General features: G+C 59.6%; 24 protein-coding genes and 1 tRNA gene. 21 read left to right on the top strand and 4 right to left on the bottom strand.

Features of this window, described 5'->3' with window-relative positions:
- The first annotated feature begins 2 nt into the window (after positions 1-2).
- The 5 genes from KUV39_RS17995 (at position 3) to KUV39_RS17975 (ending at position 5,141) form a co-directional block, all read left to right on the top strand.
- Positions 3-833 (top strand): carbohydrate ABC transporter permease, encoded by an 831-nt coding sequence (locus tag KUV39_RS17995; RefSeq protein ID WP_008562636.1) that lies wholly within the window; start codon positions 3-5, stop codon positions 831-833.
- 12 nt (positions 834-845) lie between these two features.
- A complete protein-coding gene (locus KUV39_RS17990) occupies positions 846-1,853 on the top strand; it encodes an ABC transporter ATP-binding protein (protein WP_008562909.1) in 1,008 nt (335 codons plus the stop codon).
- Entirely contained in the window at positions 1,853-3,361 is a 1,509-nt protein-coding gene (locus tag KUV39_RS17985) for a mannitol dehydrogenase family protein (protein ID WP_222460545.1), read from the top strand. The genes KUV39_RS17990 and KUV39_RS17985 overlap by 1 nt, the downstream gene beginning before the upstream one ends.
- Positions 3,358-4,284 (top strand): carbohydrate kinase family protein, encoded by a 927-nt coding sequence (locus KUV39_RS17980; RefSeq protein WP_222460544.1) that lies wholly within the window; start codon positions 3,358-3,360, stop codon positions 4,282-4,284. The genes KUV39_RS17985 and KUV39_RS17980 overlap by 4 nt, the downstream gene beginning before the upstream one ends.
- 224 nt (positions 4,285-4,508) lie before the next feature.
- Entirely contained in the window at positions 4,509-5,141 is a 633-nt protein-coding gene (locus tag KUV39_RS17975; RefSeq protein WP_222460589.1) for a tyrosine-type recombinase/integrase, read from the top strand.
- Positions 5,142-5,303: 162 nt separating this feature from the next.
- Here KUV39_RS17975 and KUV39_RS17970 read toward each other — a convergent pair whose 3' ends face one another.
- Complete coding sequence (locus KUV39_RS17970; protein ID WP_222460543.1) at positions 5,304-6,218, bottom strand: LysR family transcriptional regulator; 915 nt, start codon at positions 6,216-6,218, stop codon at positions 5,304-5,306.
- Positions 6,219-6,320: 102 nt separating this feature from the next.
- On the opposite strand from KUV39_RS17970, the gene KUV39_RS17965 reads away from it, so the two are divergent.
- The 9 genes from KUV39_RS17965 to KUV39_RS17925 all read left to right on the top strand — a co-directional run bounded on the left by KUV39_RS17965 (position 6,321) and on the right by KUV39_RS17925 (position 14,212).
- Complete coding sequence (locus tag KUV39_RS17965) at positions 6,321-7,280, top strand: tripartite tricarboxylate transporter substrate binding protein (protein WP_222460542.1); 960 nt, start codon at positions 6,321-6,323, stop codon at positions 7,278-7,280.
- Between the two features lie 71 nt (positions 7,281-7,351).
- Positions 7,352-7,831 carry a tripartite tricarboxylate transporter TctB family protein gene (locus KUV39_RS17960; protein WP_222460541.1) on the top strand — a complete coding sequence of 160 codons (480 nt, stop codon included), beginning with the start codon at positions 7,352-7,354 and terminating at the stop codon, positions 7,829-7,831.
- A 5-nt stretch (positions 7,832-7,836) separates the two neighbouring features.
- Positions 7,837-9,351 (top strand): tripartite tricarboxylate transporter permease, encoded by a 1,515-nt coding sequence (locus KUV39_RS17955; RefSeq protein ID WP_222460540.1) that lies wholly within the window; start codon positions 7,837-7,839, stop codon positions 9,349-9,351.
- Positions 9,344-10,432 carry a lyase family protein gene (locus KUV39_RS17950; protein WP_222460539.1) on the top strand — a complete coding sequence of 363 codons (1,089 nt, stop codon included), beginning with the start codon at positions 9,344-9,346 and terminating at the stop codon, positions 10,430-10,432. The genes KUV39_RS17955 and KUV39_RS17950 overlap by 8 nt, the downstream gene beginning before the upstream one ends.
- A 108-nt stretch (positions 10,433-10,540) precedes the next feature.
- Positions 10,541-11,131, top strand: a complete 591-nt coding sequence (locus KUV39_RS17945) for a TetR family transcriptional regulator (RefSeq protein WP_222460538.1) — start codon at positions 10,541-10,543, stop codon at positions 11,129-11,131.
- Positions 11,128-11,391: a hypothetical protein gene (locus KUV39_RS17940; protein WP_222460537.1), complete on the top strand. Its 264-nt coding sequence runs from the start codon at positions 11,128-11,130 to the stop codon at positions 11,389-11,391. The genes KUV39_RS17945 and KUV39_RS17940 overlap by 4 nt, the downstream gene beginning before the upstream one ends.
- A gap of 12 nt (positions 11,392-11,403) precedes the next feature.
- Positions 11,404-12,561 carry an aromatic ring-hydroxylating oxygenase subunit alpha gene (locus KUV39_RS17935; RefSeq protein ID WP_222460536.1) on the top strand — a complete coding sequence of 386 codons (1,158 nt, stop codon included), beginning with the start codon at positions 11,404-11,406 and terminating at the stop codon, positions 12,559-12,561.
- Positions 12,562-12,658: 97 nt separating this feature from the next.
- Positions 12,659-13,144, top strand: coding sequence for a hypothetical protein (locus tag KUV39_RS17930; RefSeq protein ID WP_222460535.1), 486 nt, complete (start codon positions 12,659-12,661; stop codon positions 13,142-13,144).
- 9 nt (positions 13,145-13,153) lie between these two features.
- A complete protein-coding gene (locus tag KUV39_RS17925) occupies positions 13,154-14,212 on the top strand; it encodes a ferredoxin--NADP reductase (RefSeq protein ID WP_222460534.1) in 1,059 nt (352 codons plus the stop codon).
- A 447-nt stretch (positions 14,213-14,659) separates the two neighbouring features.
- Here the strand turns inward: KUV39_RS17925 and KUV39_RS17920 are convergent, their stop codons facing one another.
- Entirely contained in the window at positions 14,660-15,385 is a 726-nt protein-coding gene (locus KUV39_RS17920; protein ID WP_222460533.1) for a TetR/AcrR family transcriptional regulator, read from the bottom strand.
- Positions 15,386-15,488: 103 nt separating this feature from the next.
- On the opposite strand from KUV39_RS17920, the gene KUV39_RS17915 reads away from it, so the two are divergent.
- From KUV39_RS17915 to KUV39_RS17905, 3 genes are all read left to right on the top strand, one after another.
- Complete coding sequence (locus KUV39_RS17915) at positions 15,489-15,956, top strand: abscisic acid-deficient protein Aba4 family protein (RefSeq protein ID WP_222460532.1); 468 nt, start codon at positions 15,489-15,491, stop codon at positions 15,954-15,956.
- A complete protein-coding gene (locus KUV39_RS17910; protein WP_222460531.1) occupies positions 15,943-16,758 on the top strand; it encodes a hypothetical protein in 816 nt (271 codons plus the stop codon). Before KUV39_RS17915 ends, KUV39_RS17910 begins: the two co-directional genes overlap by 14 nt.
- Positions 16,759-17,742: 984 nt before the next feature.
- Positions 17,743-18,258 (top strand): hypothetical protein, encoded by a 516-nt coding sequence (locus tag KUV39_RS17905; RefSeq protein ID WP_222460530.1) that lies wholly within the window; start codon positions 17,743-17,745, stop codon positions 18,256-18,258.
- A 271-nt stretch (positions 18,259-18,529) separates the two neighbouring features.
- On the opposite strand, the gene KUV39_RS17900 is transcribed toward KUV39_RS17905, so the two are convergent.
- Complete coding sequence (locus KUV39_RS17900) at positions 18,530-20,245, bottom strand: plasmid recombination protein (protein ID WP_222460529.1); 1,716 nt, start codon at positions 20,243-20,245, stop codon at positions 18,530-18,532.
- 621 nt (positions 20,246-20,866) lie between these two features.
- Here KUV39_RS17900 and KUV39_RS17895 point away from each other — a divergent pair.
- From KUV39_RS17895 to KUV39_RS17880, 4 genes are all read left to right on the top strand, one after another.
- Positions 20,867-21,358 carry a hypothetical protein gene (locus KUV39_RS17895; protein ID WP_244998454.1) on the top strand — a complete coding sequence of 164 codons (492 nt, stop codon included), beginning with the start codon at positions 20,867-20,869 and terminating at the stop codon, positions 21,356-21,358.
- Positions 21,359-21,498: 140 nt separating this feature from the next.
- Positions 21,499-22,404, top strand: a complete 906-nt coding sequence (locus KUV39_RS17890) for a GIY-YIG nuclease family protein (protein ID WP_222460528.1) — start codon at positions 21,499-21,501, stop codon at positions 22,402-22,404.
- Positions 22,405-22,491: 87 nt separating this feature from the next.
- Complete coding sequence (locus KUV39_RS17885; protein WP_222460527.1) at positions 22,492-24,726, top strand: AAA family ATPase; 2,235 nt, start codon at positions 22,492-22,494, stop codon at positions 24,724-24,726.
- A gap of 562 nt (positions 24,727-25,288) precedes the next feature.
- Positions 25,289-26,278: a recombinase family protein gene (locus KUV39_RS17880; protein WP_222460587.1), complete on the top strand. Its 990-nt coding sequence runs from the start codon at positions 25,289-25,291 to the stop codon at positions 26,276-26,278.
- Here KUV39_RS17880 and KUV39_RS17875 read toward each other — a convergent pair.
- Positions 26,235-26,311: transfer RNA gene (locus KUV39_RS17875), tRNA-Met, on the bottom strand. The genes KUV39_RS17880 and KUV39_RS17875 overlap by 44 nt on opposite strands.
- Positions 26,312-26,353: the final 42 nt, after the last annotated feature.

Here is a 26,353-nt window from a genome sequence, read left to right as displayed (position 1 = left end):
CCATGGCACGATCCATTGCCCCGCGCCGCAAGGCCATCAACACCCTTCTCGCCTGGAGCGTCGGTTTCCTAATCTTCTTCCCGATCCTCTGGACCATCCTGACCAGCTTCAAAACAGAAGCCGCAGCCATCGCGAACCCGCCCGTGTTCATCGGCTTCGATTGGACGCTTGAAAACTATCAGGCGGTGATGGAGCGCTCCAACTACAGCCGCTTCCTGTGGAACTCGATCGTGATCGCTGGCGGCTCGACTGTCTTGGGCATTCTGATCGCCATCCCGGCGGCCTGGTCCATGGCCTTTGTACCGTCAAAACGGACCAAAGATATCCTGCTGTGGATGCTGTCCACCAAGATGTTGCCCGCCGTGGGCGTGCTGTATCCGATCTATCTGCTGTTCATCAAATTCGGTATGCTGGACACAAAAATCGGGCTGATGATCGTCTTGATGCTGATCAACCTGCCGATCATCGTCTGGATGCTCTACACCTATTTCAAGGAAATCCCCGGCGAGATCCTAGAGGCAGCCCGCATGGACGGCGCGACCCTGCGCGAGGAAGTGATCTATATCCTCACGCCCATGGCCATCCCCGGCATCGCCTCGACGCTTCTGTTGAACGTGATCCTGGCTTGGAACGAGGCATTCTGGACGCTCAACTTAACCGCTGCCAAAGCGGCGCCCCTGACAGCTTTCATCGCCAGCTATTCCAGCCCCGAAGGCCTGTTCTACGCAAAACTCAGCGCGGCCTCGACCATGGCCATCGCACCAATCCTGATCCTCGGCTGGTTCAGCCAGAAACAACTTGTCAGCGGCCTGACCTTTGGCGCCGTGAAGTAAGGAGACTGAATTATGGGACGTATCACACTGGATAAAGTCTCTAAAAGCTTTGGCGACGTCGAGGTTATCCCCCCACTGGATCTGACCATCGAAGATGGCGAGTTCACTGTCTTTGTCGGCCCTTCGGGCTGCGGCAAGTCCACCCTTCTGCGCCTGATCGCGGGGCTTGAGGACATCACATCCGGGCAGATCCGCATCGACGGCGCAGATGCCACCAATGTACCGCCTGCGAAACGCGGCTTGGCGATGGTATTCCAATCCTACGCGCTTTACCCGCATATGACGGTGCGCAAGAACATCGCCTTTCCGATGAAAATGGCGGGGATTGATCAGGCCGAACAGGACCGTCGCATCGACGCCGCCGCAAAGGCGCTGAACCTGACGGACTATCTGGACCGTCGCCCCGGTCAGCTTTCCGGTGGTCAGCGTCAGCGTGTCGCCATTGGTCGGGCTATTGTCCGCGAACCCGCCGCATTTCTGTTCGACGAACCCCTGTCGAACCTAGATGCGGCGCTGCGTGTCGGGATGCGTCTTGAGATCTCGGAACTTCATGAACGCCTGAAGACCACCATGATCTATGTGACCCACGATCAGGTCGAAGCCATGACCATGGCCGACAAGATCGTGGTACTTCAAGCCGGCGTGATCGAACAAGTCGGCAGTCCACTCGATCTGTATGAACGCCCCTGCAACAAGTTCGTCGCCGGTTTCATCGGCTCGCCCAAGATGAACTTCATTGAAGGCGAGGAAGCCGCCGAACTGGGTGCCACCACCATTGGCATCCGCCCGGAGCATATCTCGATTTCGACCACCGAGGGCCAATGGAAAGGCACCGTCGGCGTGGCCGAGCATCTGGGATCCGACACCTTCCTTTATATCCACTCAGATGTGAGCCCGAGCGAAACCATGACCGTACGTGTCGACGGAGAGTTCAGCGCACGCCACGGCGACACGGTTTATCTAACGCCACGTGCAGAACGCATTCATAAGTTCGGCGCCGATGGGCTCCGGATCGAATAATGCAACTAGCAGGGAATTCGGCTTTGACTACGGCTCTTTCAAATCGCAATCTCTCAATTTTGCCAAAAGAGATTGTGCGCCCGGTTTATGACCGCGCCGCCTTGAAGCCTGGGATCGTACATATTGGCCTCGGCAATTTTCACCGCGCCCATCAGGCATGGTACCTCCACCGCCTAATGCAAGAGGGTCTTGCGGGCGACTGGGCAATCATCGGAGCAGGCGTACGTGCCTATGATGCTGTCATGCGCGACCGCCTGCTAACACAGGATTGTCTAACGACTTTGATCGAACTGTCGCCCGGCAGCTCTTCGGCCGAGGTAATCGGCTCGATGATTGACTATCTGCCGATCGAGGACAGCAACGCCCCCTTGGTCCAACGCATGTCTGAACCGGACATCCGCATCGTCTCGCTGACCGTGACTGAAAGCGGATATTTCGTTGATCCTTCCGTGGGGGGCTTTGACGCGGGCCACCCTGATATTCGGCACGACGCGGCAAATCCGGATCGCCCGCGCACTGTTTTTGGGGCCATCGTTGCCGCGTTGAAGATCAGACGTGACAGCGGTGCGGGGCCCTTCACTGTCCAAAGCTGTGACAACCTGCGTGGAAATGGCGCCATCACCCGCGAGGCAGTGGTGACTCTGGCCCGACTGTCCAATCCGACTTTGGCGGATTGGATCGACGCCGCATGCAGCTTTCCCAACTCGATGGTGGATTGCATCGTCCCAGCAACCGGACCCAATGAACTGGCGCTGGTCCAAAACCTTGGAGTTGCAGATGCAGCTCCGGTCACCCATGAAAACTACCGCCAATGGGTCATTGAGGATGACTTCTGTGCGGGACGCCCGGATTGGGATAAGGTCGGCGCGATCTTCACCCCTGCCGTTCATGAATTCGAGGCCATGAAGATTCGCATTCTGAATGGAGGGCATCAGGTCTTGGCTAATGCGGGCGAGCTTCTTTCGGTCGCGACCATCGCCGACTGCATGGCGCACCCATTGATCTCTGCTTTCTTCCGCAAGGTAGAAAAGGACGAGATCGTTCCCTACGTCAATCCCGTTCCAGAAATAACGCCATCGGCCTATGCAGACCTGATTGCCGAAAGGTTTTCGAACTCAGCAATTCGTGACACTACACGTCGTGTTGCGTTTGATGGGTCGTCACGCCATCCCGGGTTTATCCTGCCAATCATTCGTGATGCGTTGGAAGCTGACGGCGAGATCGACGGTCTGGCCCTCGTCGAAGCTTTGTGGGCTCGGATGTGCAGTGGCATTCGCGAGGACGGATCTCTGATCGATGACAATGATCCAATCTGGAAAGACCTTACCACCACAGCCAAAATCGCAAAACAGCGGCCAACGGCTTGGTTGGAGCAGCGTCAAATATATGGGAGCCTCGCAGACAACTCGCAATTTTCCGACGCATTCACGCGTTGGCTGGGCATGCTCTGCGAAAACGGCGTCGCGGCCACTCTTTCGGCTTATGTCGATCAAGGAGCAGCCGAATGATCCTGTGCTGCGGAGAAGCGCTGATCGACATGATTCCGACCCCGACGACGGCTGGCCCAGACGGGTTCGTGCCCCATTCTGGCGGGGCGGTGTTCAACACCGCCATAGCTTTGGGCCGCTTGGGGGTGCAAGTCGGGATGCTGACCGGGCTCTCCGCAGACATGTTCGGGCGGCAATTGGTCGAGGCACTGGAAGCTAGCCATGTCAACACATCCCATGTAGTCGTCTCTGACCGACCCACGACACTGGCCTTTGTGCGGCTTGTTGATGGCCACGCAACCTATTGCTTCTTTGATGAAAACTCCGCCGGGCGCATGCTGGATACAGTCGAATTCCCGGTACTTTGCTCCGAGGTCTCGACGCTGTTCTTCGGCGGAATCAGCCTTGCCTGTGAACCATCAGCCAAGGCCTATGCCGCGCTACTAGAGCAGGAATATGCAAAGCGCGTGGTAATGATCGATCCCAACATCCGCCCGCGTTTCGTCAAGGATATCGACCGCTATCGCGCCCGGCTGGATCGTATGATCTCGCGGGCCGATATCGTCAAGGTGTCAGACGAGGACCTGAATTGGTTTCTGCCCGTTCCTCTTTCCATGCGAGAGAAGGTGGCGATACTGTTAGAGCGTGGCCCCTCTGTCCTGATCCTGACGCATGGTGGGGAGGGCGCGAGCGGTTTCATTGCGGATGGGCCCATGGTTAAGGTGCCCGCGCAGAGAGTCGAAATCACAGACACCGTGGGCGCCGGGGACACGTTCAACGGAGGTTTCCTGGCCAAGCTGTCGGAACTCGGGTGCCTCACGAAGGCGCAACTTTCGTCGCTGTCGGCAGATGCCTTGCATCAGGCGATGCAACATGGTTCCAAGGCTGCCGCAGTGACCGTATCGCGAGCCGGTGCAAACCCACCGTGGGCAGGAGAACTCTAGAAGACGTGGACGTTTTGATGGACAGCTACAGGGACACACATTTGTCGCTTCGACCACGCAATACTCATCGAGTATGTTTGTCGTGAATGTGCCTGCAGCATCCAAGCCAGGCGGCGATGGCAGCTGGGACTCAAAGCCGACTTGCGGCGCAGCATTCCGTGATATTGTGCATCGTCAACATCGGGTTGTCGGTGTGGAAGGCGTGGTGGATCGGAGGAACCATCATGCAAACACCAAACTTACCCGCCATCCGCGCATTGCGCCCAGCCTGGAACAAGGGTCGGATCGTCGACCAGAAAAGACCGCTTAAGCCGAAACATGTCTGGGCGATCAGAGTGCGGCTTGAGCTGGCGGAAAGACATCGTGATCTGGCCCTCTTCAATTTAGCCATAGACAGCAAGCTGCGTGGCTGTGATCTGGTGAAGATGAAGGTGGTTGATGTCATGGCGTCAGGCAAAATCAAGGAGCGCGCAACGGTTATGCAAAGCAAGACACGCAAACCTGTGCGTTTCGAAATCTCTGAAGGCACCCGCTCATCGCTAGCAAGGTGGATGCAGGAGCCGCTGATGATCAGATCCGAATTTCTTTGGCCTGGGCGCATTCACGAACGGCTTCACATTTCGACGCGCCAGTACGCGCGAATTGTGCGTGACTGGGTTACATCCATTGGTCTGGAGGCAAGCGCCTATGGCACGCACTCGATGCGGCGCACCAAAGTGACCCAAATCTACAAGAAGACAGGTAACCTTCGGGCCGTCCAGCTTTTGTTGGGCCATACCAAGATGGACAGCACTGTCAGATACCTTGGCGTAGAACTTGAAGATGCACTGGCAATCGCCGAAGCTATCGAAATCTAAACGGCTGGGCCGTCTTCACGGACGGCCCATAGCTGCCTGTCGCCAGGGAGCACCGCCACCGCGATGCGACCGGCAATGCTGACCTTCGCTGCATCCGCTAAGAGGGAACGACACGCAAACGCATGCTCTCCTTGCCGCAGTGTGTGATGGTCAACGGAAGGCTCAGGCAAGCTCCAATGTATGGCTGGTTGCGCACAATTCTTCAGCATAGCCCATCAGCGCTTCTTCGAATGCCAACAGGGCTAAGGACTTGCTCTGTGACACCGGATATAGCAACCCGAACGTCATCCACCTTGCGGGCGCCAATGGAACAAGCGTGAGCCTGTCACTGGCACCCTGTCCCGCAACCAATTCGTCAGCAATTGTGACCCCGGCCCCTTCTGCCACCATCGAACAGGCCAGCTGAGAGGCCGCGACTTCGCAAGTTTGCCGCGGGGTGACCCCGGCTGAGCGGAAGATATCATCCAGCTGGTCGCGGAGCAGTAGGCCGTGCATGAGACGGATGACCGGTTCTTCTGCAAGATCAATGGCTGTGATCTCTGGCAGAGACGACAGGGCGTGACCGGCTGGCAATACCGCCTGCGCGCGGACCCGCAGCAGGGGTTTGGACCGGATGCCGGGATGATCGACCGGCAGGGCCCCGATGCCGATGTCATATTCACGCCCCGCCAGCCATTTTCCCGCTTCGCGCCGTGCCCGCACATCGAGGCTGACATTGGTTTCCGGGCTGTTCCGCATGAACCGGGCAAGGGCGGGGGCTGACAGTGACTGCGCAACCCTCGGCATGGTCACAACCCGCAGAGTTTCGGTCCGGCCCGCCCGGATTTCAGCCGCAATGCGCGGCACTTCGTCCAGATTGTCGAGGATCCGCCCCGCCTCGCGGTAAAAGGCCAGTCCCTCGGGTGTCGGTTTCAGGTTGCGGCCGCTGCGGTCAAACAGGGTCAGTTTCAACTCAGCCTCAAGACCGGAGATCAGCCTGCTGACGGCCGGCTGGCTGAGATGCATGACTTCGGAGGCTCCAATCAGGGAGCCTTCGGACAAAGTGCTGCGGAATGCGCGCAGGGCCTTGATGTTCACCTGGCGGGCCTTTCGTTTTTTGCAAGAGTAGATAGCATCTTTGCAATTTTTTCAATTCCAGCATCACGGTAGTCTGTGTCCGGATCGAATTGGGAGGACCTTATGAAACGCAGAACTCTTCTTGGGGCGGCAGCGGCCGCTATTGCCGTCACGGTTTCCGCCACCGCCAGCTTTGCTGCAGACTGGCCGAAGCGCCCGGTCAACCTTGTGGTGCCTTACAAGGCCGGCGGCGGCACGGATGCTTATGCGCGGGCGATCTCGGCCGCCGCCGAAGGCATTCTGGATGTGCCGGTGGTGGTTGTGAACAAGCCCGGCTCTGGCGGTTTGAACGGCGCCAACGCCGTAGTTGGTGCGCGCCCTGACGGATACACGATGATGATGACGTCGGGCGGGTCCTTCCTGCTGTCGACAATGACGCGCGACACCAACATCGACGCGCTGGACAGTTTTCAGTTCGTTGCGCAGGTCGGTCAGCTGCGCACTTCTCTGATGGTGCCTGCCAACAGCCCGTTTGAGACCGTGCAGGATGTGATCGACGCGGGAAAGGCAAACCCGGGCTCGCTGCGTTGGGCTCATTCGGGCCGCGGCGGGTTCCACCATGTCGGCGGGCTGGGTTTCCTTGCCAATAACGGCATCGAAGCACAGGACGTTCCGTTCAAGGGCGGCGGCCCGACCCGCGCCGCGCTGATCGGCGAGCAGGCCGATTTCGGTTTTCTGGGCGTTCAGCAGCTGGCCGGTTTCGAAGAGCAGATCCGCGCACTGGCCGTCAACAGCCAGGACCGCGACTCCATCATGACGGAGGTCCCTGCCTTTGGTGAGCTGGGTATTCCGTTTGCCGCCGTGTCCTCGCCGGTGATTGTCTTTGCACCCAAAGATACCCCCGCGGAGATCGTCTCCGCAATGGAGGAAGCATTGGCACAGATCGCAGCCAAACCCGAATTCGCAGAGCTGCTGGCAAAGCGGGGCACCGGCCCGGTCTATCTGAGCGGCGCAGAGGCCAAAGCCGCGCTGACCGCGATGAAGGCTGACGCCGCGCCGCTGGTCGAGGGGCTGGCAAAATAAACCGCCACACGGGTGAGGCGGCAAGGCTGCCTCACCCGGTTTATAATCAACGATGACTTGCGGAGGGGACCATGCGCAAATTCACCGAAGGCCTTGTCATGGCAGCAGTTTCGCTGGTCGCTTTATGGGGAGCCTGGCAGGTTCCCGCAGCCTCTCCCGGCGATACCTGGGCCGGCATCGTGCCCTTCTCTGCCGCCGTTGCTCTGATGCTGCTGGCCGCGATCTTGCTGATGGGCGCGGCCCGCCAGTCCGCAGCGGGGCCTCAGGATAGCGGTGCAGATACCCGCGAACACAGTGCGGCGCTTGAGATCGTTGGCCTGTTTCTGGTTGCCCTGATCTACCAGCAGTCGTTCCGCTGGTTCGGCTACCTTCTGCCCACCGCACTGGTCGCCCCGGTTGTCCTGTTCATGTTCGGTGTGCGCAGCCGGACCGGCCTCGCCCTGTCCGCCGTTCTGTGCCCGCTGGCCTTTCACATCATCTTTTTCGAGCTGCTCGGTGTCTTCCCGCCCTATGGCGAAGTCTTCGACCTGCTTGACGCCATCCGGGGGTAAGCCACATGGAAATCTTTCCCGCACTGCTGTCGGTCCTCACGGATCCGGTCTTGCTTTTCGCAATTGTGCTGGCCGCTGCCGTTGGCATGGTCGTCGGCGCCACGCCGGGGCTGACTGCCTCGGCTGCGATTGCGATGCTGCTGCCGATCACCTTCTACATGGATCCGCTGTTTGCGCTGGCTTTCCTCTATGTGATCGGCAAATCCGGCCGCTACGGCGGCTCAATCGCGGCGATCCTGTTCAATACGCCCGGCACTGCGGCCAGTGCAGCCACCCAGATTGACGGCTATCCGCTGGCCCGTGCGGGCAAGGCAGGCAAGGCGATGAAAGTTGCCACCATTTCTTCGGTAATCGGCGACCTGATGGGCGATGTCCTGCTGGTTGTCGGCGTGGGGTTCATTGCCGCAATCGCTCTGAAACTGGGCCCGCCCGAAACCTTTGCCATCTATTTCGCCGCCTTTGTGGTCATCGGCTCGGTGGTCGGCAAATCCATCGTCAAGGGGCTGGCCTCGGCGCTGCTGGGCATTCTTGTCGCGATGATCGGCCTCGACCCAATCTCTAGCGAAGAACGATACACATTCGGCTCGTTCGAGCTGTCCAACGGCATAGGGCTGGTTCCGCTGATGATCGGTGTGTTTGTTCTGGGTGAGGTCTTCGCCCAGATGGAGGAACGCCGCAAGGCAACCGGTGCCGTCGCGGAAAACAAAAGCGGCAAGACCGGCAATGATCTGACCTGGGCAGAATACAAACCCTGTCTGCCCCATGCCCTGCGCGGCGGCTTCATCGGGGCTGGAATTGGCGTGCTGCCCGGTCTGGGCTCTGCGATTGCCGCGTTCATCTCTTACGGCGAGGGCAAACGGCGCGCCGCGAACCCGGAACAATGGGGTAAAGGCGCGCTGGAAGGTGTCGCCGCGCCCGAGGCGGCCAACAATGCGGTCTCCGGCCCCTCGATGGCGCCGCTGCTGACCCTTGGCATTCCCGGATCAACCATTGGCGCGATCCTTCTCGGCGTGTTCCTGATCCATGGCATTCAGGTCGGCCCGACGCTGTTCCTGACCGACAAGGAGCTGGTCTACAAACTGTTTGCCTGCGGCATGCTGGGGATCATCGCATACGGAGCAATCGGCTATTTCGGTGCCACGCAGGTGGCACGCCTGATCCTGAAAATCCCAACCAATGTGATTTATCCGCTGATCTTCATGACGGCATTTGTGGCAGCCTATTCGGCCCGGGGGTCCATGTTTGATGTGACCGTGATGACAGTGGCCGGATTTGCCGGCTGGCTGATGCGCAAATATGACTTCAATATAGCGGCTTTCGTCATCTCCTTCGTGCTGGCCAAAGGGGCCGAAGAAACCTTCCGCCAATCACTCCTGATGTCAGACAGCGGCCCCCTGATCTTTATCGAACGGCCCATAGCGCTGGCCTTTCTGATCGTCGGCATCCTTGCCATTGCGGTCCGCATCCGCAGCATCATGAAAGAGCGCAAGATCGCTCAGGGAGAGTTGGGTGATGCTTGAGTTCAGCCTCTACCGCGATTGCTTCTCCAGCGCCGGAATGCGCGCGATCTGGTCGGAACAGGCCACGATCGAGGCCTGGCTGAAAGTGGAGCAGGTGCTGGCGCACAGCCAGGCGGAACTGGGCCTGATCCCCGAGGCCGCTGCCGCAGCGCTTGCAGGCATCAGGGCAAGCGATCTTGATCAGGCGCAGTTGCAGGACGACATGATGCTCGCCGGGCGTCCGATCGTCGGGCTGGTCAGGCAGCTGCGGGCGCAACTTGGCGATCACGGGCCGCATGTCCACTTCCGCACCACGACGCAGGATATCATGGACACCGCCACAGCGCTGCAGATGAAGCAGGGGCTGGCACATGTACAAGAGGGGGTGGGCCGGATCATTGGCGCGTTGGATCGTCATATCAGTGAGAGCGGCGGAACCCTCATCATGGGCCGCACCAACGGGCAACATGCGCTGCCGATGCAATTGTCGACCAAGCTCCAGGTCTGGCAAGCCGAGCTGCAACGCCGCTCGGACTCGCTCTCGGACGCGGCGGGGCGTGGGCTGAACGTCCAGATCGGCGGCCCTGTTGGAGATTTGCAGGCTTACGGTGCCGACCAAGGCCTGAAGGTAAAGCAACGAGTGGCTTCGTCCCTAGGGTTGCATTCAGCTGATCCTCACTGGCAGAATTCCCGTGACGGGCTGGCAGAGATCATCAGCGCCTTGGGGGCGCTCTGTGCCTGCCTGTGCAAGATTTCCCATAACGTGAACCTGTTGTCCTCGTCTGACATCGGTGAGGTCCGCGAATGCCACAGCATTGGCAAGGGGGCGTCGTCTTCCATGGGGCACAAGCGCAATCAGCGGGCTTCGGAGTTCGGAGAGGCGGTCGCCCGTCTGGGCCGCCAACGCGCCGAACAGATCGGCGAGCTGACCCTGCAACAGCACGAGAGATCCGGCGGAGCCTGGATCGGCGAATGGCTGGTGGTGCCGGAAACCTTCCTCCTAACGTCCGGAGCTGTGGCCTGGGCGGAGCGGATGTTTGGGGACATGGTCGTGAACAGGGATGCCATGGCGGCAACCCTGTCAAACGCGCAGCATGCCTAAGCACCGGCCGTAAATTGGTTCTCCAGATGGTCCAAGTTTATTGATTGTCACAGTTGACAATTTACTCCTGGAGGTTATTTGTCATATGTGACAATAAACGGAGTCCTCATGCCGCGCCCAAGTTTGAAAGACCAGCGATCCGGTGAAATCCTCGAGGCCTATCTGACCTGCGTTGCGCGGTTCGGTCTTGAGGGCGCTACGCAGGAGCGGATTGCCTCCGAGGCCGGCGTTAAGCGCCCGCTGCTGCGCCACTATCTTGGCAACAAGGATCAGATGATCCCGGCGCTGGCAGCCTACGTTGTGGATGGCTTTGCCACGAGCACCCATGCGATCGAAAGCGCGCTGGCTGATGCTGAGATGCCGTCTGACATTGTGGACATACTGTTCTCCAAAGACAGCACCAGTGACCCGCGGCTGATGCTGGCCTGGCAGGCTCTGACGGCTTCTGCGGCGGAATACCCGGATATGCGCGCACCCCTTCTGGGCAGCCTGTCCCGTTTCCTTGAGGTGATCAGCAAGGCCCTGTCCCGTACCGCCCCTGCGGCCGGAGCCGGCCGGGTTCGCGCAGTCGCCCAGGGCATAGCAGCACCGTTGGTGAACCTTGATGCGATGTCGCCACTGAACCCGCCCGCCGAATGGCGCGAGGATGCGGTGAGCGCCGCCAAAATCCTTGCTGCAAGCCTGGAGACCGCCAAATGACGAAAGCCCGGCTCTTCAATTACCTTGCCTTTCCCGTGCTCTTACTGGCTGCGGTCTTGGGTCTGTACTGGGTCTGGGGGCTGCTGTTTCTGTGGTGGCTGGCTCCATCTGTGATCAGTGGCCAGACCGCACTGGTGTTCGAGGTGCAGCGCGACGAAGACCCCATCCTGTTCTGGGCCGTGGTGATCCTGTGGGCCCTGCTGGGGCTGATGATGATCGCCGCCAGCCTATTTCCCGATTATGCCCCCTGGCTTGTTTAAGGACCGTCCCTCATGCAAAAAATGTACCATAATATGCCGGTCGAGGCTTATACCTCGCAGGACTGGTTCGACCGGGAACAGCGGCAGATCTTTTCACGCACATGGCGCTATGCCGGGCTGGCCGAGGATGTGCCGGAACCGGGCCATTACATCTCTGTGCAGGCCGGGCGGAACAACATCTTCATCGTGATGGGGCGCGACCACCGGCTGCGGGCCTTTCACAATATCTGCCGGCACCGCGGCACACAGCTGATCCGTGCCGTCGGCAAGACGCAAAAATCGCTGACCTGCCCCTATCACGACTGGACCTATGATCTCGAAGGCAACCTCATTTCAGTACCGGATGAGGCCACGGAATACCCGGGCGGAATCGACAAGAAATGCCTCGGGCTGAAACCTGCGGCCGTCGATATCTGGCGCGGCATGCTGTTTGTGCATCCCGACCCGGACCCGCCTAGCCTGGCGGCCTGGTTTGGCGAGGTCGATGCCCTTCTCGGTCCCCATAGACCCGAAGAGCTGGTTGAATACCCGGACGCCCGCAACAGCTATGAGATCAAGGCAAACTGGAAGATCGTGGTCGAAAACTACATCGACGTCTATCACCTGAGCCACCTGCATTCGAACACGCTGCATATGTATGATCATGCGCGCGCCGAATATGGCTGGAAGGGTCCGCACTACCATTTCTGGGAGCCGCCATCTGCGGACTACGCCAAGGATCTGGAAAAGAACCTGCCGACCCCGCGGGTAATCCCCGCTCCCCATACCGGGGCCTGGGTGCCAATGCTGTTTCCCGGACTTGGGCTGGGTGCCAGCGAGGACAGCTGGAACCTGTTTGTCATCACACCGCTGGCCCCCGATCTGACCCGCATCGAAAACCGCACGAAGCTGGCAGATGCCAGCGCCTGGGAGTTCTCAAAACAGAGCATGCGGTCGTCCCGGTTCTGGGCAGGGTTCGGGGGCGGAAAATACGCCGATCACGATGCCCAAGGCGCAGTGGACCCAATGGCCTCGGGTGATTTCACAGCCGAAGACATCTACGCCTGTGAGCAGCAGCAGAAATCTTTGCACAGCCCCTATCTGGAAATCGGCCCAGCCGCCGCGGGTGAAAGCCCCATCACCAGGCATCAGCAGGTCATTCTGGATTTCATGGCCGGTCAAGGCGAATGACTCTGCCGGGTTGGTCAATGTCAGATCCACCGCTGGCTCCAATCCTCAAGACGGTGTTCGGGCGCTGGTCACGGCGCTTTCGCAATAAGGACGCATCATGAAACGTATCGCCGCAACTCTGATTGGCACCGCCTTGGCCTCGGGTCTGGCGCTGGCCGCGCAGCCGGACAGTCCCGAAAAACTGGCAGCCCGGTATTTCGCCGCAACGAATGAGGCCGGACTCGCTGCGAGCTGGCGGGATTGGCACCCGGATGCCACGCAAAGCATCACTGTGAAATACGGCGGCACCCAGCCGGACTATCACATTACATACGCCATGCGCGATTGGGATCAGCTACCTGACTGGAAGTCCGATCCCGCGATGGCCGAAGCCTTGCGCGGATATACCGAGCTTGCTCGAAGCGCTCCGGAGATCACACCCAAGGTGGCAGACACCCACACCTTGATCACGGCTGTAACGCAAGTGGACTACCAATGGGGCGGCTACAAAGGGCGGATGGTTGTCACTGATCAGTTCACTGTTACCGCGCTAATGGGGGCTTACAAAATCCGCAAGCTTGAAACCCTTTACGACTATCGCTGAGAGCGCCAGATGACCCGAAATTTCCACACTATGACCATTGCCGAGATCCAGCCTGAGATCGGAGGTGCTGCAACCAGCGTCACTTTCAACGTGCCGAATGGCCTTGCAGAGATTTTCCGCTGGCAGGCCGGGCAGCATATCACTCTGCGTCTGCTGATCGGCGGGGAGGAATATCGCCGCAGCTACACCATCTCGAATCCGCCTGGAGCGCCTCTGCGCATCACCGTGAAAAGGGTTGAGGGGGGCGTGGTCTCAAACCATATCGGGACCGTGATGGCCAAGGGTGACGCAGTAGAGGTCATGCCGCCCTTTGGCGGGTTTTTCCTGACCCCCGGTGCGCTTGCCCGGCGCACTCATTTCTTCTTTGGCGCCGGCAGCGGTATTACACCGCTGTTTGCCATGATCAATTCGGTGCTGACCGATGAACCCCACTCAGCCGCGCATCTGATCTATGGCAACGCTGATGCCGGCAGCATTCTCTTCAAGGACGAATTGGACGCGCTGGAACACGCTTACCCGGCCCGTTTCTCCGTGCGGCATGTTCAGTCTGCCCCGTCAATGTGGACCTGGCATACGCCCTGGCGCAAGGGGCGCATTGATACGGAGGTCATTCGGGCTGCCTTGTCCGAAACACCGCCTGTCGCTCAGGACGTGCAATACTGGATCTGCGGACCCGGCAGAATGAATGCGGATGTGAAGACCGCGCTGATGGCGCATGACGTGCCTGCAAACCGCATTCACATGGAAAGCTTCGGGGGCGGCCTGGATCAGGACACCAGCGTTAAAGGCTGTGCCGCGGAGGCACAGGTCACGCTGAGTGGCGAAACACATCAGCTGCGGGTCAACGCTGGGCAAACTCTTCTGGAGGCCATGCGAACGGCCGGGCTTTCACCTCCATTCAGCTGCCAATCCGGTGTCTGCGGTGCCTGCAAAGCTATTGTGACCAAGGGCATTGTTCACATGCGCAGCCGTGCTGCACTTGAAGATGATGAGATCGCCCGAGGTGAGGTGCTGACCTGTCAAAGCTTGCCGACCGGGGACCAGGTCGTGGTCAAGTTTCCGGACTAGGAATGGATGTTTGGACAGCGCGAGTTCGGCAGTAGGGGGCGTGCCGAACGGCGCGCTTCGGCGCAACTCTGCGGCAGTGCCAGTCCTGGCTAGAGAAATGGGGTATAGACGTCGATGAATGCCCGTTTTCGCCAATTTAGGCTGGAAATTTTGCAGTTGCAGCGAATGACTGTAATCCGCCCCTCTTGCCTAGAGGCTTCGATGCTGCGAGCGCAAAGATCATGTCCGCTTTGGGCTGGCTGGCGTCATCTGGCCGCTTGGACCTGGTGCGAATTCGCTGCGACCTTGCTGCTGCAGCGCCGCAAGGCGGCTTGGAGTTCTGTGCGGCCATCGCCGTCTGGCTTGGATGCTACAACTGCATTTGGCTGCTTCCAGCCCAAAGCGGACAGTAATATCTAGCGCAGCATGCGCTGGACCATCGACAGGCTGGGCGGGAAGCCGACATCGTCACTCACGAGAAATTTCGGATTTTTGTGTAGGAACAGTATGACAGTTTGGGGGGACCAATTCGTGGGGGCTTTTAAATAAATCTACGGTGTCGTGCCCCAGAAAAGGTTCGGGACGGGTTTCAAAGGCGTCTGGCCTGAAGCTGAAATCGGGGATGATCCCCTCGATATCGAACACTGGGCTTCCATCGTCGTTTTTCTGTATCTGCTTTTCGATCAGCAGCATGGTATAGCCGTGGACCATGCTCCACAGCATCCATTCGGTGCGCCAAGGGCTGCCAGGCGCCGTGGCTTTGTCCCACTCCAGACCATGTGCGACCCCGCGCAGGACATCGTAGCTTTGGCTTGCGGCATGTTTCAGATCGGGATCGTCCACATCACAGAGCGCACTTGAAAACATCAGTTTGAAAAGCTCCGAGTTTTCCATGGCAAAGCGGATATAGCCGTTGCCTGCAGCGTGGAGCCGCGCCTTCCCCGGTGGCGCGTGCTCGACGCCGCGCTGCATCTCGGCCGCGTGGCGCTGGTATCCCACCGTTGCAATGGCGGTGAGCAAGCCCCGCAGACCATCGAAGTGGTTTTTGGGCGCCGTGTGGCTGACACCGACACGCGTGGCGATGGATCTCAGCGAAACGTTCTCAAGGCCCTTCTCCTCCAACTCGGCAATGCCGGCCTCGATCAGCGCCGCCCGGAGATCACGGTGATGGTAAGTCTTTTTGTTTTGTAGCAATCGCCAGTCTCCTCTTTGTTTCCAGTGTAAACTTTTTTTCTTGACCTCGCAAGTCTGAGACTCCCATATGTTGACAGTGGAAATTTTAAGTGGAGTTACCAAGATGACACCAGACCTGCTCTTCTCCTACGCGGGGCTTGTTGCAGCGATTGGCTGGGCTGTGCTGATCATGGCGCCGCGCCGCTGGTCCGGGCTCAACACCCTTGCGCTGTGGGTGATACCCACGGGCCTCGCCAGCGTCTATGCCCTGATTGTCCTCAGCCGTTTCTCCGGCGCCGGAGGGGGATTTGGCAGCCTGTCGGAGGTGGCGACGCTCATGTCGGCTGACTGGGTGCTTTTGGCCGGTTGGATCCATTTCCTGGCCTTCGATTTGTTTGTGGGGGCCGTGATGGCCGCCCGTATGGATCGCGTGGGTGTGGGGCGGGTGATTCAGGCCCCGATCCTTTTTGCGACCTTCATGCTTGGACCGATTGGTTTTCTCATTGCGGGTTTGACTGAACTAGGCCTCCGCGCCCGCCTTTTGCCCGTGCACAGCAAATCCCAGAATGGAGCTTTCAATGTCGCTTCTTGATGTCGCCACCCCGATCAACCGCCCCGACACCCCTACGCAGTTTCACACACTTACCGTGGTTTCCCTCATCCCGCTGGTCTTTGCCATTGCGTGGGCCTTCGTCGACGCCCGGACCATCGATGGCGTCCATGTCTGGGTCAAACCGTTGAAATTCGCGGTGAGTCTTACGCTGTTTTTTGCCACTATCGCCGTTGTCGAACGCTACCTCTCCGAAACCGCGCGCTCCAGTAAGATCATGCTGGCGACGGGCTGGGCGGTCTCTTTAGCTTATCTGTTTGAACTTGGTTATCTGATCTACATGGCCGCCCAGGCAGAGAAATCACACTTCAACGACAGCACGCCGTGGCACGAGGCCATGTATGTGCTCATGGGCGCAGGTGCCGTGACGCTCGTCGCGGGCGTAGGCGTGGTGGGTTGGGTCGCAAAGCGTGACAGCGGCGCATCCTTGGGCGCTGGCCTGCGTGAGGGCATCTGGCTCGGGTTTCTGTTTGCCTTCCTGCTGACCTTGCTGGTTGCAGGGTACCTCGGCTCGAATGAGGGTGCCTATGTCGGCCTGCACCCCGAGGGCGCCCCGACGGTCCCGCTCATGGGCTGGTCGGGCGTAACCGGGGATCTGCGTCCCGCACATTTCATGTCGATCCACGCCATGCAGGCACTACCGCTACTGGGCTGGTGGCTGGACCGCCGCGACGACTCTGGAGCCGTGATCAAAGTACGGCTCGCAACTCTTGCATACACAGCTCTGACGCTTGGGCTGTTTGCTCTGGCCCTTCTGGGTCAGCCTTTGATCCCTATGCAGTAGCCCCATTGAAGTGGTCCGCTTGGAGCGGTTCAGATGATCCTTTACCTTTGCTTTGGCGATTAGCATCGTTTGTAGCTGGGTCCGTATGAACCGCTCTGATTTGGAGATCCTGGAGCACCGAATGAGGAGGTGTTAGAACAATGCGAACAAATTTCAGGATTGGCCTGAACCTAGCCCACTTGCACCGATGCCTCGAACAGAAAGGCCGCCAACGCAGTCTCGACTTCCCCAATGGATGATCGACCGCTTTCGGTTGTGTGCGGTTTGTCAGCAGGACTTGAAACGAGGTCCGCTTCGTCCGCAACAGTGAGTTCGACCACCACCGAATTTTGCTCTCGCCGCGAAAGTCCGGTTTGGTGAAGCTACAATGCGGCGTCGCGTGATCCGATGAATGGCTGGTAAGGGCCGATCGCGCGCTGGTTGGGGTTCGGTGGCCTCGGTTTTGCAAAGGTCACTATCTGCGCAAAGCAGTTGTCGGGTATTGGCCAGGTTGCAACCCAGTAAGGTCTGGTTCGTGCACGAAGCGGACCTTGCACTTTCACATAGTTGCACCCGCAGCGAACGCCCGCCTCGTCACGCAGAAAAAGTCAGCAATCCGCCGTCACCTGACGGACCCGGCAAAGTGCTGTGCCCTGGACGAAGGTCCGCACCGGGCTTGATCGGTCAGAATGGAGGCCGCCTGCGGTCCACTCTACGCCTGAAGGGCGGCGACTGGATCAGGGCTATCTTCATCTTACCGAACAGGATGATTACGGCTGGTTAAATATTTTCACATCTTATGGTCAGGACCCGTTTACCTCAGCCGTTTTAATACCTTATTATGTTCGTCAGACGAGTTGCCAGCACCTTAGCGAGTGTGGGCTCGTTTTGAAGCCGCTTTCCTGCGGCTGTTTGATTTGCCGTCGTCGACGGAGACAGAAACACGTAGCTGACTTTGCGCTGCTGGCGCGGAGAGCATTCTGCTCTCGAGCCAGAGTGTCATGATTGGCGTTTCTGAAGATCAAGACAGCCATGAAAGGAAAAGGAATAGCTCGCTCTTCTCAGGTGACCAAAGTCGAAGCCAAAGAGCTTATCGATTCTCTTGAAACGGAAGCTCTGGTAACCTTTAATCTCGACCAAGAAAGGGTTCTTCCGCGTATCAATTTGTTCCGTTCGCCGCATATCTACAGGGTTTATCAAGAGCCGCCCACCCTCCAGTTTCGCCGTTCGATTTTTAACTATGGAGCTCAGGTTGGGTTTGTTGTCGACATCAATGCCGTGGAAGCATTTGCTAAGCAAATGTTGCCTTTGTGCCGTGAAATCAACAACAACAGCGTGTTCACCTATGATCATTCCAACAACGTATTCGTGCGCATTATGAACGGCGCAGCTGAAGAAGCCGCAGAGGAATTGGAAATGGAGTTCGGGAACTTCGTGGCAGAAGATTCTTGGTCCGATCAAGACGTGGATATCGTCGATTGCGAAGACCACTGGGCTCTCGAAGAAATGACCAAACTGTAGAGTTACAACGACTTCGAGCGGGCGGTGGCGGCCGCTCAAGAGGCGGAAGAAACCGACAATTTCAAAATTTTGGGGGTTCCGTACGGAATGATTCAGGAGGCGTTTGACGCCGCTGAAAATTAATCTCCCCAAAGTGTGAAGGTTGCCCGGCGAACGTGTCGGGCAACTGTGATGTGACTTCTTGGCATGGGGCTCTGAGTGTTTTCCGCCCTCGGTTTTCTCTGGTTGCGGCTCTGTCATTTAAGCATGTAATTCACGTGTCTGCTTACACCTAGCCATTGCCCGGCTCCCCACGCGAGATCCTCGACAGCCGAGCATCATCTTCCGGCTCCCATTCCTGACGCAAACCGCGGACATAATCCGCGTCCTGCTTCAGCTTTTGCCGCTCCTTGGCGAGGACGCGTTTCACGGTCCGGGCCACCAGTTGAGCAATGCGGGTGACCATCTGCATCGCAGGGCGGATTTCTGTTAGCGTTTCATCCCGCGCACCCTTGGTATCCGGAGCGGCCACGCCCCAGGCCAGGCCTGCCTGCTGATGTGCAGACGCCTCCCGCCAGCAAATCGCCCCATCAGCTACCAGATCCAACCCGGACTCGATGGCATCCGTGATGACCTCTGCCTCCGTTACCTTCAACCGGACCTTTTCTTCTGCCTCCTGCAGCCTCTTCTCCTCAGTCAGCCGGGCAGCCCGGGCCTCAGCAACCGCTTTCTCTTCCTGACGGCGGTGCTGAACTAGCTGTCGCAGCTGAGCGGCCAGATCAGATTTTTCTGCCTTCGCGGCGTTCAGCACCTGCTCGGCCTGTTGCCTTTCTTGAATAACCCGCGCGCGTTCTTTCTCTTCGGCCTTCCGCGCTGCCGTTTCGGCCCGGTACTTTTCTGCAGCTTCTTCTGCCCTTTCCTCATACCCTTTCACTCTCGGCTCCAACGCCCCGACCTCAGCCACAAATTTCCTTTTCAGAGCATTCGCGGCGTCAGCCGCTTTTTCCTTCTGCACAGCCTCTGCCTCCGCCGCATCGCGGCGGCGGATCATCTTTGCAGTTTCCCTCGCAGTCCGCTGTTTGCGGACCCGTGCCTCTTTGATGGCGCGTTTGCGCGATTTCTTGACCGTGGCCTTTGCCAGGTCCCGGCCGTTTTCAACGGCCGCCTTTGCCGCATCCTGGGCATCGCCCAGGATGCGTTTCTTTTCTACTTGCGCCTTTTGGCGCTCCTCGGCACGCCACTTTGACGGCGGCACATGCTGCCGCTTTTCGGGCAGAGGTTTTCCCTCTGCCCGCGCCTGGCGCCGGGCTTCGGCACGGCGCTCCCCCCTGGCGAGCCCGATTGTCTCGAAGGCCTCACCGGCGAGATCCTGGGCATGCTCATAGCTTTTGATGAGCGGGTTCTCAGACGGCTGCAGCAGGATCTGATGCCCACGGTTGGCGGATGGTTTCTCGGTCCAAACGGCCACGACAAAGTGGATATGGTAAGCTTCTTCATCGACGTGGGCGCTTACATAGCGCAGCTGCCCGCTTGGAAAGTTTTCACCGAGGAACGACATGGCGGTTTTGCGGAAAGCAGAGACACGTTCCGGATCCCATTCAGAGAGCCCTGCCCCGCCCAGCCAATCTTTGTTGACTGTGATGATGCCTTCCCGAAGCGGACCTCTGCTGCAGGACCGCCAGGGGTCTGCAGGCCCTTCCGCCTCCAGCTTCCTTGCGTCCTTCATGCGTGATTTGGCTCTGAGGGCACGCAAGTGCTCCTCGTGATTGTGACGGCGCATCTCAGCAATTTCATCACGTATCTGCTGCTGCCAGCCCGGTGCGCCGGCCAGCACCTGGTTCAGCCGGGACAGCTCCTGGTCGACATGATCCAGGTCGCCGCCGCCGCGCTCGTCATGCATCTTGAACTTGCCGAGATCCCGCGGAAACAAGCCTGCAAAGCGCAGCACAACCGGTGCTTCATCAAGAATTACGGGCTGGGCTTGAGTAAACTTGGGCTGTACGGTCATCTTGCTGCTCGGATCTGCTTCTCTGATCCGATTCTCCGCGAAGACGAAGAAAATCCCGATAGACTTTTTTTGTTTTTGTGAGGCTTGTACTCACTAGGCAAGTTGCAATCCCGGGCTGAACCCCCGGAATTGCAACTTACCAGTTCGCGAGGGGGATACCCCCTTCGATCCCCTCCTCGTCAGCTTGTATTCGGCCTTCGCCTCTACAAGCTTCCTGCGGCCAGCAGCCTGCTGGACCCGCCCTGCCGGGGGCTGTGGTTGCCTTATTGTTTTTTGATAATCTGGAAGGGGTGAAGATTTACACTGACAGCAATTGCTATTCGTCGACTTCAATTCCGCGATCCTGGCACCATTGCTTCAACATCCGCCGGATCATAGCAGGCCGTGTCGGAAGATCGTCTTGCTCGCGGCGCTGGTTATCAATGACTTCGATCATCCCACGCGCCAATCGGAGATTGACCGCTTCGGTATCCACCGCCGGGCGTCCTCGCGCTTTTTTTGACATGTCTCACAATCTCGTATTGATTTTTGGTTTTATAGTACCATATATTGCAGGTGCAGCAAGGCTCCTACCCCTTGCCGCACCCTAACCAAAATCGATCTCGCGAGAGGAGACCGACTATGGCTGATATTTGCCGTATCATGCGCATGAGCACAGAAAAAGGCTTGTGGCCTGCAAACGAAGCAGATGATGGTTCCACCTTCATCACCCGCACCTTCGACACGCTGACCAAGGCAGTGGACGAAGCCCTGAATTTGGAGCGTGATCTGTCGCACGCGCTGTCCTGGGATCCCGCGTCCACCGATATCCAAGACGCCGCCGAAGCCAAATGGCAGGATTGCTTGTCGCTAAGCGGTGAGATCTTTACCGCACCTCCGGCCTCCGCGTTGGACCAACCGCTGCAGCGCATGAGCATGCTGCTGCACTTCCTCATCGAGTCGACGGGACCGGAAGAAGCTCGCAGATTTCAGCAGCTGTACTTTGAGAACCAGAAGCTGTTCACCGCTGAAGATGGTGATTGCCAGGCCCTGCTGCAGACCGGCGCGCGACATGTGAACGCTCTCATCGAACTCTCTGTGGTGGCTGAAGCGCAGAACTTTCTGCCCATCTAGGCCCGCCATCCCAGCATTCTTCTGACCCGGCCCGCGGCGGACACACCCGCTGCGCCCGGCTCAGCCATGCCAATTCTGAAGTTTCAGCAAGCGCCAGTCCCGGCGCCTGCCCTGCCCAATTTTGCCATGCAGAGGCTGCCATGCCCCACTCAACCTGCGAACATTTCCCGCAAACGGTCCATTCCCACTGGCACGCAGCCGCCGAAGCCAAGGGCTTCGGCATCCTGCAGCGGGTCAAGGACCGTTATCACCTTCTCCTGTCCTGCAAGGCCTGCGGGGCAACGCACATGAGCAAATTTTTTGTGGTGATGAACAGCCAGCCGCAGTGCCCGCACTGCATTCAAGACCGATGGCAGGCCGATGCCGAAGCCGCCGGGCTGCAGTGGGCAGGCCGCGACCCGCAAAGCCGCCATCACGGCTTCTACATCGCGGACTGCCGACACCGTTTGCGCCGCCAGTTTGAGCTGATCAAACGAGCTGCCGCCGGGACCTGCGACGTACGCTGCGAACTCTGCCAGCAGCAGAAGGAGCAAGAAGAAGCCGAAGCCCAGGGCTGGGAGCTGATTGGACCGGACCCGGACGGCGGCCCGAACTATCGCCTATACCGGCATCCAGAATGCGGCCATGAACAAAGGGTGGCCCGTGCCAACATGCAAACTGGCCGGTTCGGGTGCGGCTTATGCGGAGAGGACTGGCCCGCAGCACCGAGCCATCTCTACGCCATGCAGTTCAAGCTTCCAAACGGGACCTGCTTGGTCAAACTCGGTTTTTCACGGAACCCGGATTCCCGCCTGCGCCACCAGTTGCTGAAGCACCGTGACCTGGACGCGAAGATCCTGAAGACCGTTCCGATGGCAACCGGGCAGCTAGCCTTGCAGACCGAGAAGCGGCTGCACGCGAAGCTGCAGGCGGGTTTTCCCGATCTGGTCGCGCCGCCAGACCTCTACGCCAGTGAATTGAGGGTAAAAAGTGAGGTCTATTTCGCCGCTGCGGCCCAGGTGATCTTCGCGATGCTCGACGCCATCGAGGCAGAAGAAGACAGCTAAGCGCCCCCCTCCTCTTCAATTTCCAACGTTTCCCGCCCGGTTTCACCGGGCGCCCGATCCCTATTGCCCGTTCACAGGAGGCTTGCAATGAGCCAGCTCGATCTCTGCAACCCCGTGCGCCCCGATTGGTGGCAGTTCGCCGAAGACTGCGCCCGCCGCTACCATCTCTATTACCATGAGCTGCAGCTGGCGCGCCGCAAGACACTCAAAGAAGACGCGCCAGACGACAGTGCTGGCGCCGAGGAGCCCCTTGTGCCCCCTGCGCCGGATCACCCCCATTCTTTGCTGCAGCATCTGAGCGAGCACCCGGACGCGCGGAATCTGCCTCCAGATCTTTGGGAAGCGCTGGAGCAGGAAGGTGCCGACCCGTACGCATGTGATGACGCGGGCCGCTGGCTGCCGGGCACAGACCTGCCGGCAGACAAGCTGCTTCTTCTGCTGCGGATCGCCGCGGCCTTCGGCTCCCCGGCTGCTGTAGACGCGCAGCTTGCCCGTGGCGCCGTGCTGATCCTGCACAACATTCCAGTTTCCGGGTTCTCCAGCGTGGAAAATCTCCTCAACCACGCCCTGCTGCCGCCGGGCTGGCAGGCCTATGACGCCCGGCGCCAGGTGCAGCTGCCTCAGCGCGTGACCCTCGCTGTCCCCAGTGCCCGCGATGGTGCGATTGAACAGCAACACATTGATGAGCTGCAGGATCTGATCATCATGGGTCTGGCGCACAGCCAGCCTTTGTGGATCTGCCTACCGGATGAGATGGCACTGCCGGCGCCGCTGGTGGCGGAGCACTGTCATCAGCTGACAGTGCCGCAAGTGGACGCGGATTTTCTGATCGCCCTGCTGCGTCAGACCCACAGCCGCACGGGCCGCATTGATGAAGCCGCCGCCCGCGCCGCCCTGCCCCCGAACGGCCAGCTGCAAGAGCTCTCCACCCCCGCACTCTCTTTTGCCCTGCGCGCGCCCACAGCGAAGAAGATGGCGCAACGCCTGTCCCAGGCGCTTGCTGCCGCTGCCGCTTCACCGCCCGAAGCCCACGCCCCGAGGGAAGAGATCACAGGCATTGGCCCAGCATATGACACCGCCCGGCAACTGGTTGCTGACCTGCGCCTGTGGGCCGAAGGCGAAGTGGCCTGGAGTGAGATCCCCCATTCTTTGCTGTTGCACGGCGTACCCGGCACAGGCAAAAGCCATCTCGCCCGCGCGATGGGCCGGAGCGCTAGGGTAAATTGCGTTGAGACCAGCTGTGCCGAATGGCAGAGCGCAGGGCATCTTGGCAACCTTCTGCTCGCGATGCGAAGAAGCTTCGACGAAGCCCGGAAGAATGCGCCCTGTATCCTTTTCATCGATGAGGTCGACGCGATCAGCTCGCGCACCAGCGGCGACACCCACGGCAGCAGATATGGATCGCAGGTGATCGCTGGTCTCCTGGAGCAGATGGACCGCATCAGCCGGGAGGAAGGGATCATGGTGGTTGGTGCCTGCAACCACCCGCAGCACATCGACCCCGCGGTGCTGAGAGCCGGGCGGTTTGACATCAAGATCGAGATGCCGTTGCCAAGCATGGCGATGCTGCAGCACCTCCTTGCTGAGCGGCTGCAGGACGCATTCCCCGAGGATGCGATGTTGGAGCTGGCGCGGGACTGCATCGGCAAAACCGCCGCCGACGTGGATGCCGCGGTGCGCGCTGCCCGCAGTGAGGCCCGGCACAGCGGCTGCGCGCTCGATCTGCAGCTTCTGCGCCGCCATCTCGGGGTCACGGCGCAGGAGGAGGACCAAGACCTCTTGTACCGCATCGCAGTGCATGAGTCTGGCCACGCCATCACCTCGTCGAGCTACGGCGAGACGATCACGCGGATCAGCCTGTCTCCATCTGGCGGCACAATCGAGCGGGATGTTCCCCCGAACGCGGGGCTGCCGGCAGACATTGAATGCCAGCTGTATATCCACCTCGCAGGGCGGGCGGCGGAGCGGCTCATCTTCGGGACTGTTTCGGCCGGAGCCGGCGGGGGCGCGACGTCCGATTTGGCACAGGCTGCGCAGATTGCGTTGGCAGTGGACCACGAGCTGGGACTCGGTGCCTACGGCAACGGCTGGTTCGGACCGCAGGATCCCGCTCAACTTGCAGAACCCGACCGCAAGCGCCTCCGTGAGAAGCTCGACTACGCGGAGGACCACGCACGCGCGCTGCTGTATCCCCATCAGCAGTTGCTTAAGAACATGGCTGCAGACTTGGTGCAGAAACGAGAGTTCGACGCCAAGGCGGTCCGGTCCTGGCTGGGTGACGTGCCGCGCAAAATTGGCCCAGAGCCGGTCCTGGACCAGTAGATGCGCTCGCCAACCAAGCCGCGCCGCCGCGAGGTTTGCACAAAGCTTATGTGCAATCTCCAGCGGCGCAGGCTGCGGTTGGTCCAAAATCCGGATAACTCCCTCCCGGAAAGGTTTTGCCCGCGCGGCAAACGCCGCCGGTCCGGCCGCAACGGCGCGCACCTCAGCTCTCCGCTCCCCGCAAACCACCTCAATCGGCAGGTTGTCCACATAAACCCGGCCCCGGGGCGGCATCTTCCCCCCTTTCACGGGGCCCGCCGCCCTCCCGCACCCGCTATGATGAAGCCAACAGCCGGCGGAGCAGTACCCCGCCAGACCAGCATCATCAATAAATCGCCCCGGGCGCCGGCCCGGGAGCGGCGGGAGACCTCGGCCTATGGCGCGGGACCAGAAGAGCTATGTCAATTGCCAGGAGACAGCCTGTCTCTCCGGCACATCTCAGACAAACGGCCGGGCCAACTGCCCGGACCCGCTTCTGCACATCATCCAGTTCCTCGCCCGCCAGGCTGCTCAGGAAGACATCGCGGCACAGAGGAGCCAGCCGCCTTCGAAGGAATAAACCATGACTGCAACACCCGGTCTCCGCGCTGCCATCTACGCCCGGTACTCCACAGACAAACAGAAAGACACATCGGTCGAGGACCAGATCCGGCTGTGCCGCCGTCTGTGTGAACAGAAGGGGTGGCAGGTTACGGAGGTTTTCACCGATCACGCGCTCAGCGGAAAGAACACCCTTTGTCCAGGATACCAGCGCCTGATCCAGGCAGCGGAATGCGGCCAGATCGACATCATTGTCGCCGAGAGCCAGAACCGCCTCTCGCGGGACATGGCGGATTCCGCAAACCTGCTGAAGCGCATGAACTTCTTCGGAGTCAAGATCCACACGGCTTCGGAGAATGAGCTGGATGACATGAAGGTCGGTGTCAGCGGGCTGGTGTCCACCATGTTCCTCAAGGACCTGGCCCAGAAGACACGGCGCGGGCTGAAGCAGAGCCTGCTGGCACCGGACCTGATGGCGCAGTTTGCGGAGGAATACCGCAAGGCGTTCAACGACGCCGCCGCGGGGGCCTGCCAGGACCGGCAGAAGGCCGAACACTCCCTCAAGAAGGTGGAAGGCCGGATCGCCAACATCCTGACAGCCATTGAGGACGGCATGTACACCGCCTCGATGAAGGACAAGATGTCTGAGCTCGAGAGGGAGAAGGCCCGCCTGGAGGCGGTCATCGCGGACAACCCGGAACCCCCTGCCCTGCGGCTGCACCCGGCCATGGGCGCGCGCTACCGCGAGATGGTCGAGGATCTCGCCCGGTCGCTGAACGCGCCGGAGGTGAAGCGGGAAGCCACAGCAGCGCTGCGGGCGCTGATTTCGGAAGTGCGGATGGTTCCAGAGGCTAATGCACCCGGGGGCCATCAGCTTGAACTTGTTGGGGAATTGGCGGGGCTGATGGCTTTGGGTCGGCCGGAATCGAAAAAGCCCCCGCTTTTTGTGGAGGCGTGTTCGCTAAAGCTGGTTGCGGGAGTAGGATTTGAACCTACGACCTTCAGGTTATGAGCCTGACGAGCTACCTGGCTGCTCCATCCCGCGGTGTTTGTTGTTTTTGGAATTGTATTGAGGATTTTTCTAGGT

Origin of the sequence: Phaeobacter italicus (assembly GCF_019801785.1) — a bacterium.
In the GTDB taxonomy this organism is placed as follows: Bacteria; Pseudomonadota; Alphaproteobacteria; order Rhodobacterales; family Rhodobacteraceae; genus Phaeobacter; species Phaeobacter italicus.
Note: the sequence above shows the minus strand (reverse complement) of the source record. Positions and strands in the feature narration are given on the sequence as shown.

Bases quoted from the DNA above. Each gene is read 5' to 3' on its own strand.
- KUV39_RS17995 (WP_008562636.1), top strand. From the start codon at position 3: ATGGCACGATCCATTGCCCCGCGCCGCAAGGCCATCAACACCCTTCTC.
- KUV39_RS17990 (WP_008562909.1), top strand. From the start codon at position 846: ATGGGACGTATCACACTGGATAAAGTCTCTAAAAGCTTTGGCGACGTC.
- KUV39_RS17985 (WP_222460545.1), top strand. From the start codon at position 1,853: ATGCAACTAGCAGGGAATTCGGCTTTGACTACGGCTCTTTCAAATCGC.
- KUV39_RS17980 (WP_222460544.1), top strand. From the start codon at position 3,358: ATGATCCTGTGCTGCGGAGAAGCGCTGATCGACATGATTCCGACCCCG.
- KUV39_RS17975 (WP_222460589.1), top strand. From the start codon at position 4,509: ATGCAAACACCAAACTTACCCGCCATCCGCGCATTGCGCCCAGCCTGG.
- KUV39_RS17965 (WP_222460542.1), top strand. From the start codon at position 6,321: ATGAAACGCAGAACTCTTCTTGGGGCGGCAGCGGCCGCTATTGCCGTC.
- KUV39_RS17960 (WP_222460541.1), top strand. From the start codon at position 7,352: ATGCGCAAATTCACCGAAGGCCTTGTCATGGCAGCAGTTTCGCTGGTC.
- KUV39_RS17955 (WP_222460540.1), top strand. From the start codon at position 7,837: ATGGAAATCTTTCCCGCACTGCTGTCGGTCCTCACGGATCCGGTCTTG.
- KUV39_RS17950 (WP_222460539.1), top strand. From the start codon at position 9,344: ATGCTTGAGTTCAGCCTCTACCGCGATTGCTTCTCCAGCGCCGGAATG.
- KUV39_RS17945 (WP_222460538.1), top strand. From the start codon at position 10,541: ATGCCGCGCCCAAGTTTGAAAGACCAGCGATCCGGTGAAATCCTCGAG.
- KUV39_RS17940 (WP_222460537.1), top strand. From the start codon at position 11,128: ATGACGAAAGCCCGGCTCTTCAATTACCTTGCCTTTCCCGTGCTCTTA.
- KUV39_RS17935 (WP_222460536.1), top strand. From the start codon at position 11,404: ATGCAAAAAATGTACCATAATATGCCGGTCGAGGCTTATACCTCGCAG.
- KUV39_RS17930 (WP_222460535.1), top strand. From the start codon at position 12,659: ATGAAACGTATCGCCGCAACTCTGATTGGCACCGCCTTGGCCTCGGGT.
- KUV39_RS17925 (WP_222460534.1), top strand. From the start codon at position 13,154: ATGACCCGAAATTTCCACACTATGACCATTGCCGAGATCCAGCCTGAG.
- KUV39_RS17915 (WP_222460532.1), top strand. From the start codon at position 15,489: ATGACACCAGACCTGCTCTTCTCCTACGCGGGGCTTGTTGCAGCGATT.
- KUV39_RS17910 (WP_222460531.1), top strand. From the start codon at position 15,943: ATGTCGCTTCTTGATGTCGCCACCCCGATCAACCGCCCCGACACCCCT.
- KUV39_RS17900 (WP_222460529.1), bottom strand. From the start codon at position 20,245: ATGACCGTACAGCCCAAGTTTACTCAAGCCCAGCCCGTAATTCTTGAT.
- KUV39_RS17895 (WP_244998454.1), top strand. From the start codon at position 20,867: ATGGCTGATATTTGCCGTATCATGCGCATGAGCACAGAAAAAGGCTTG.
- KUV39_RS17890 (WP_222460528.1), top strand. From the start codon at position 21,499: ATGCCCCACTCAACCTGCGAACATTTCCCGCAAACGGTCCATTCCCAC.
- KUV39_RS17885 (WP_222460527.1), top strand. From the start codon at position 22,492: ATGAGCCAGCTCGATCTCTGCAACCCCGTGCGCCCCGATTGGTGGCAG.
- KUV39_RS17880 (WP_222460587.1), top strand. From the start codon at position 25,289: ATGACTGCAACACCCGGTCTCCGCGCTGCCATCTACGCCCGGTACTCC.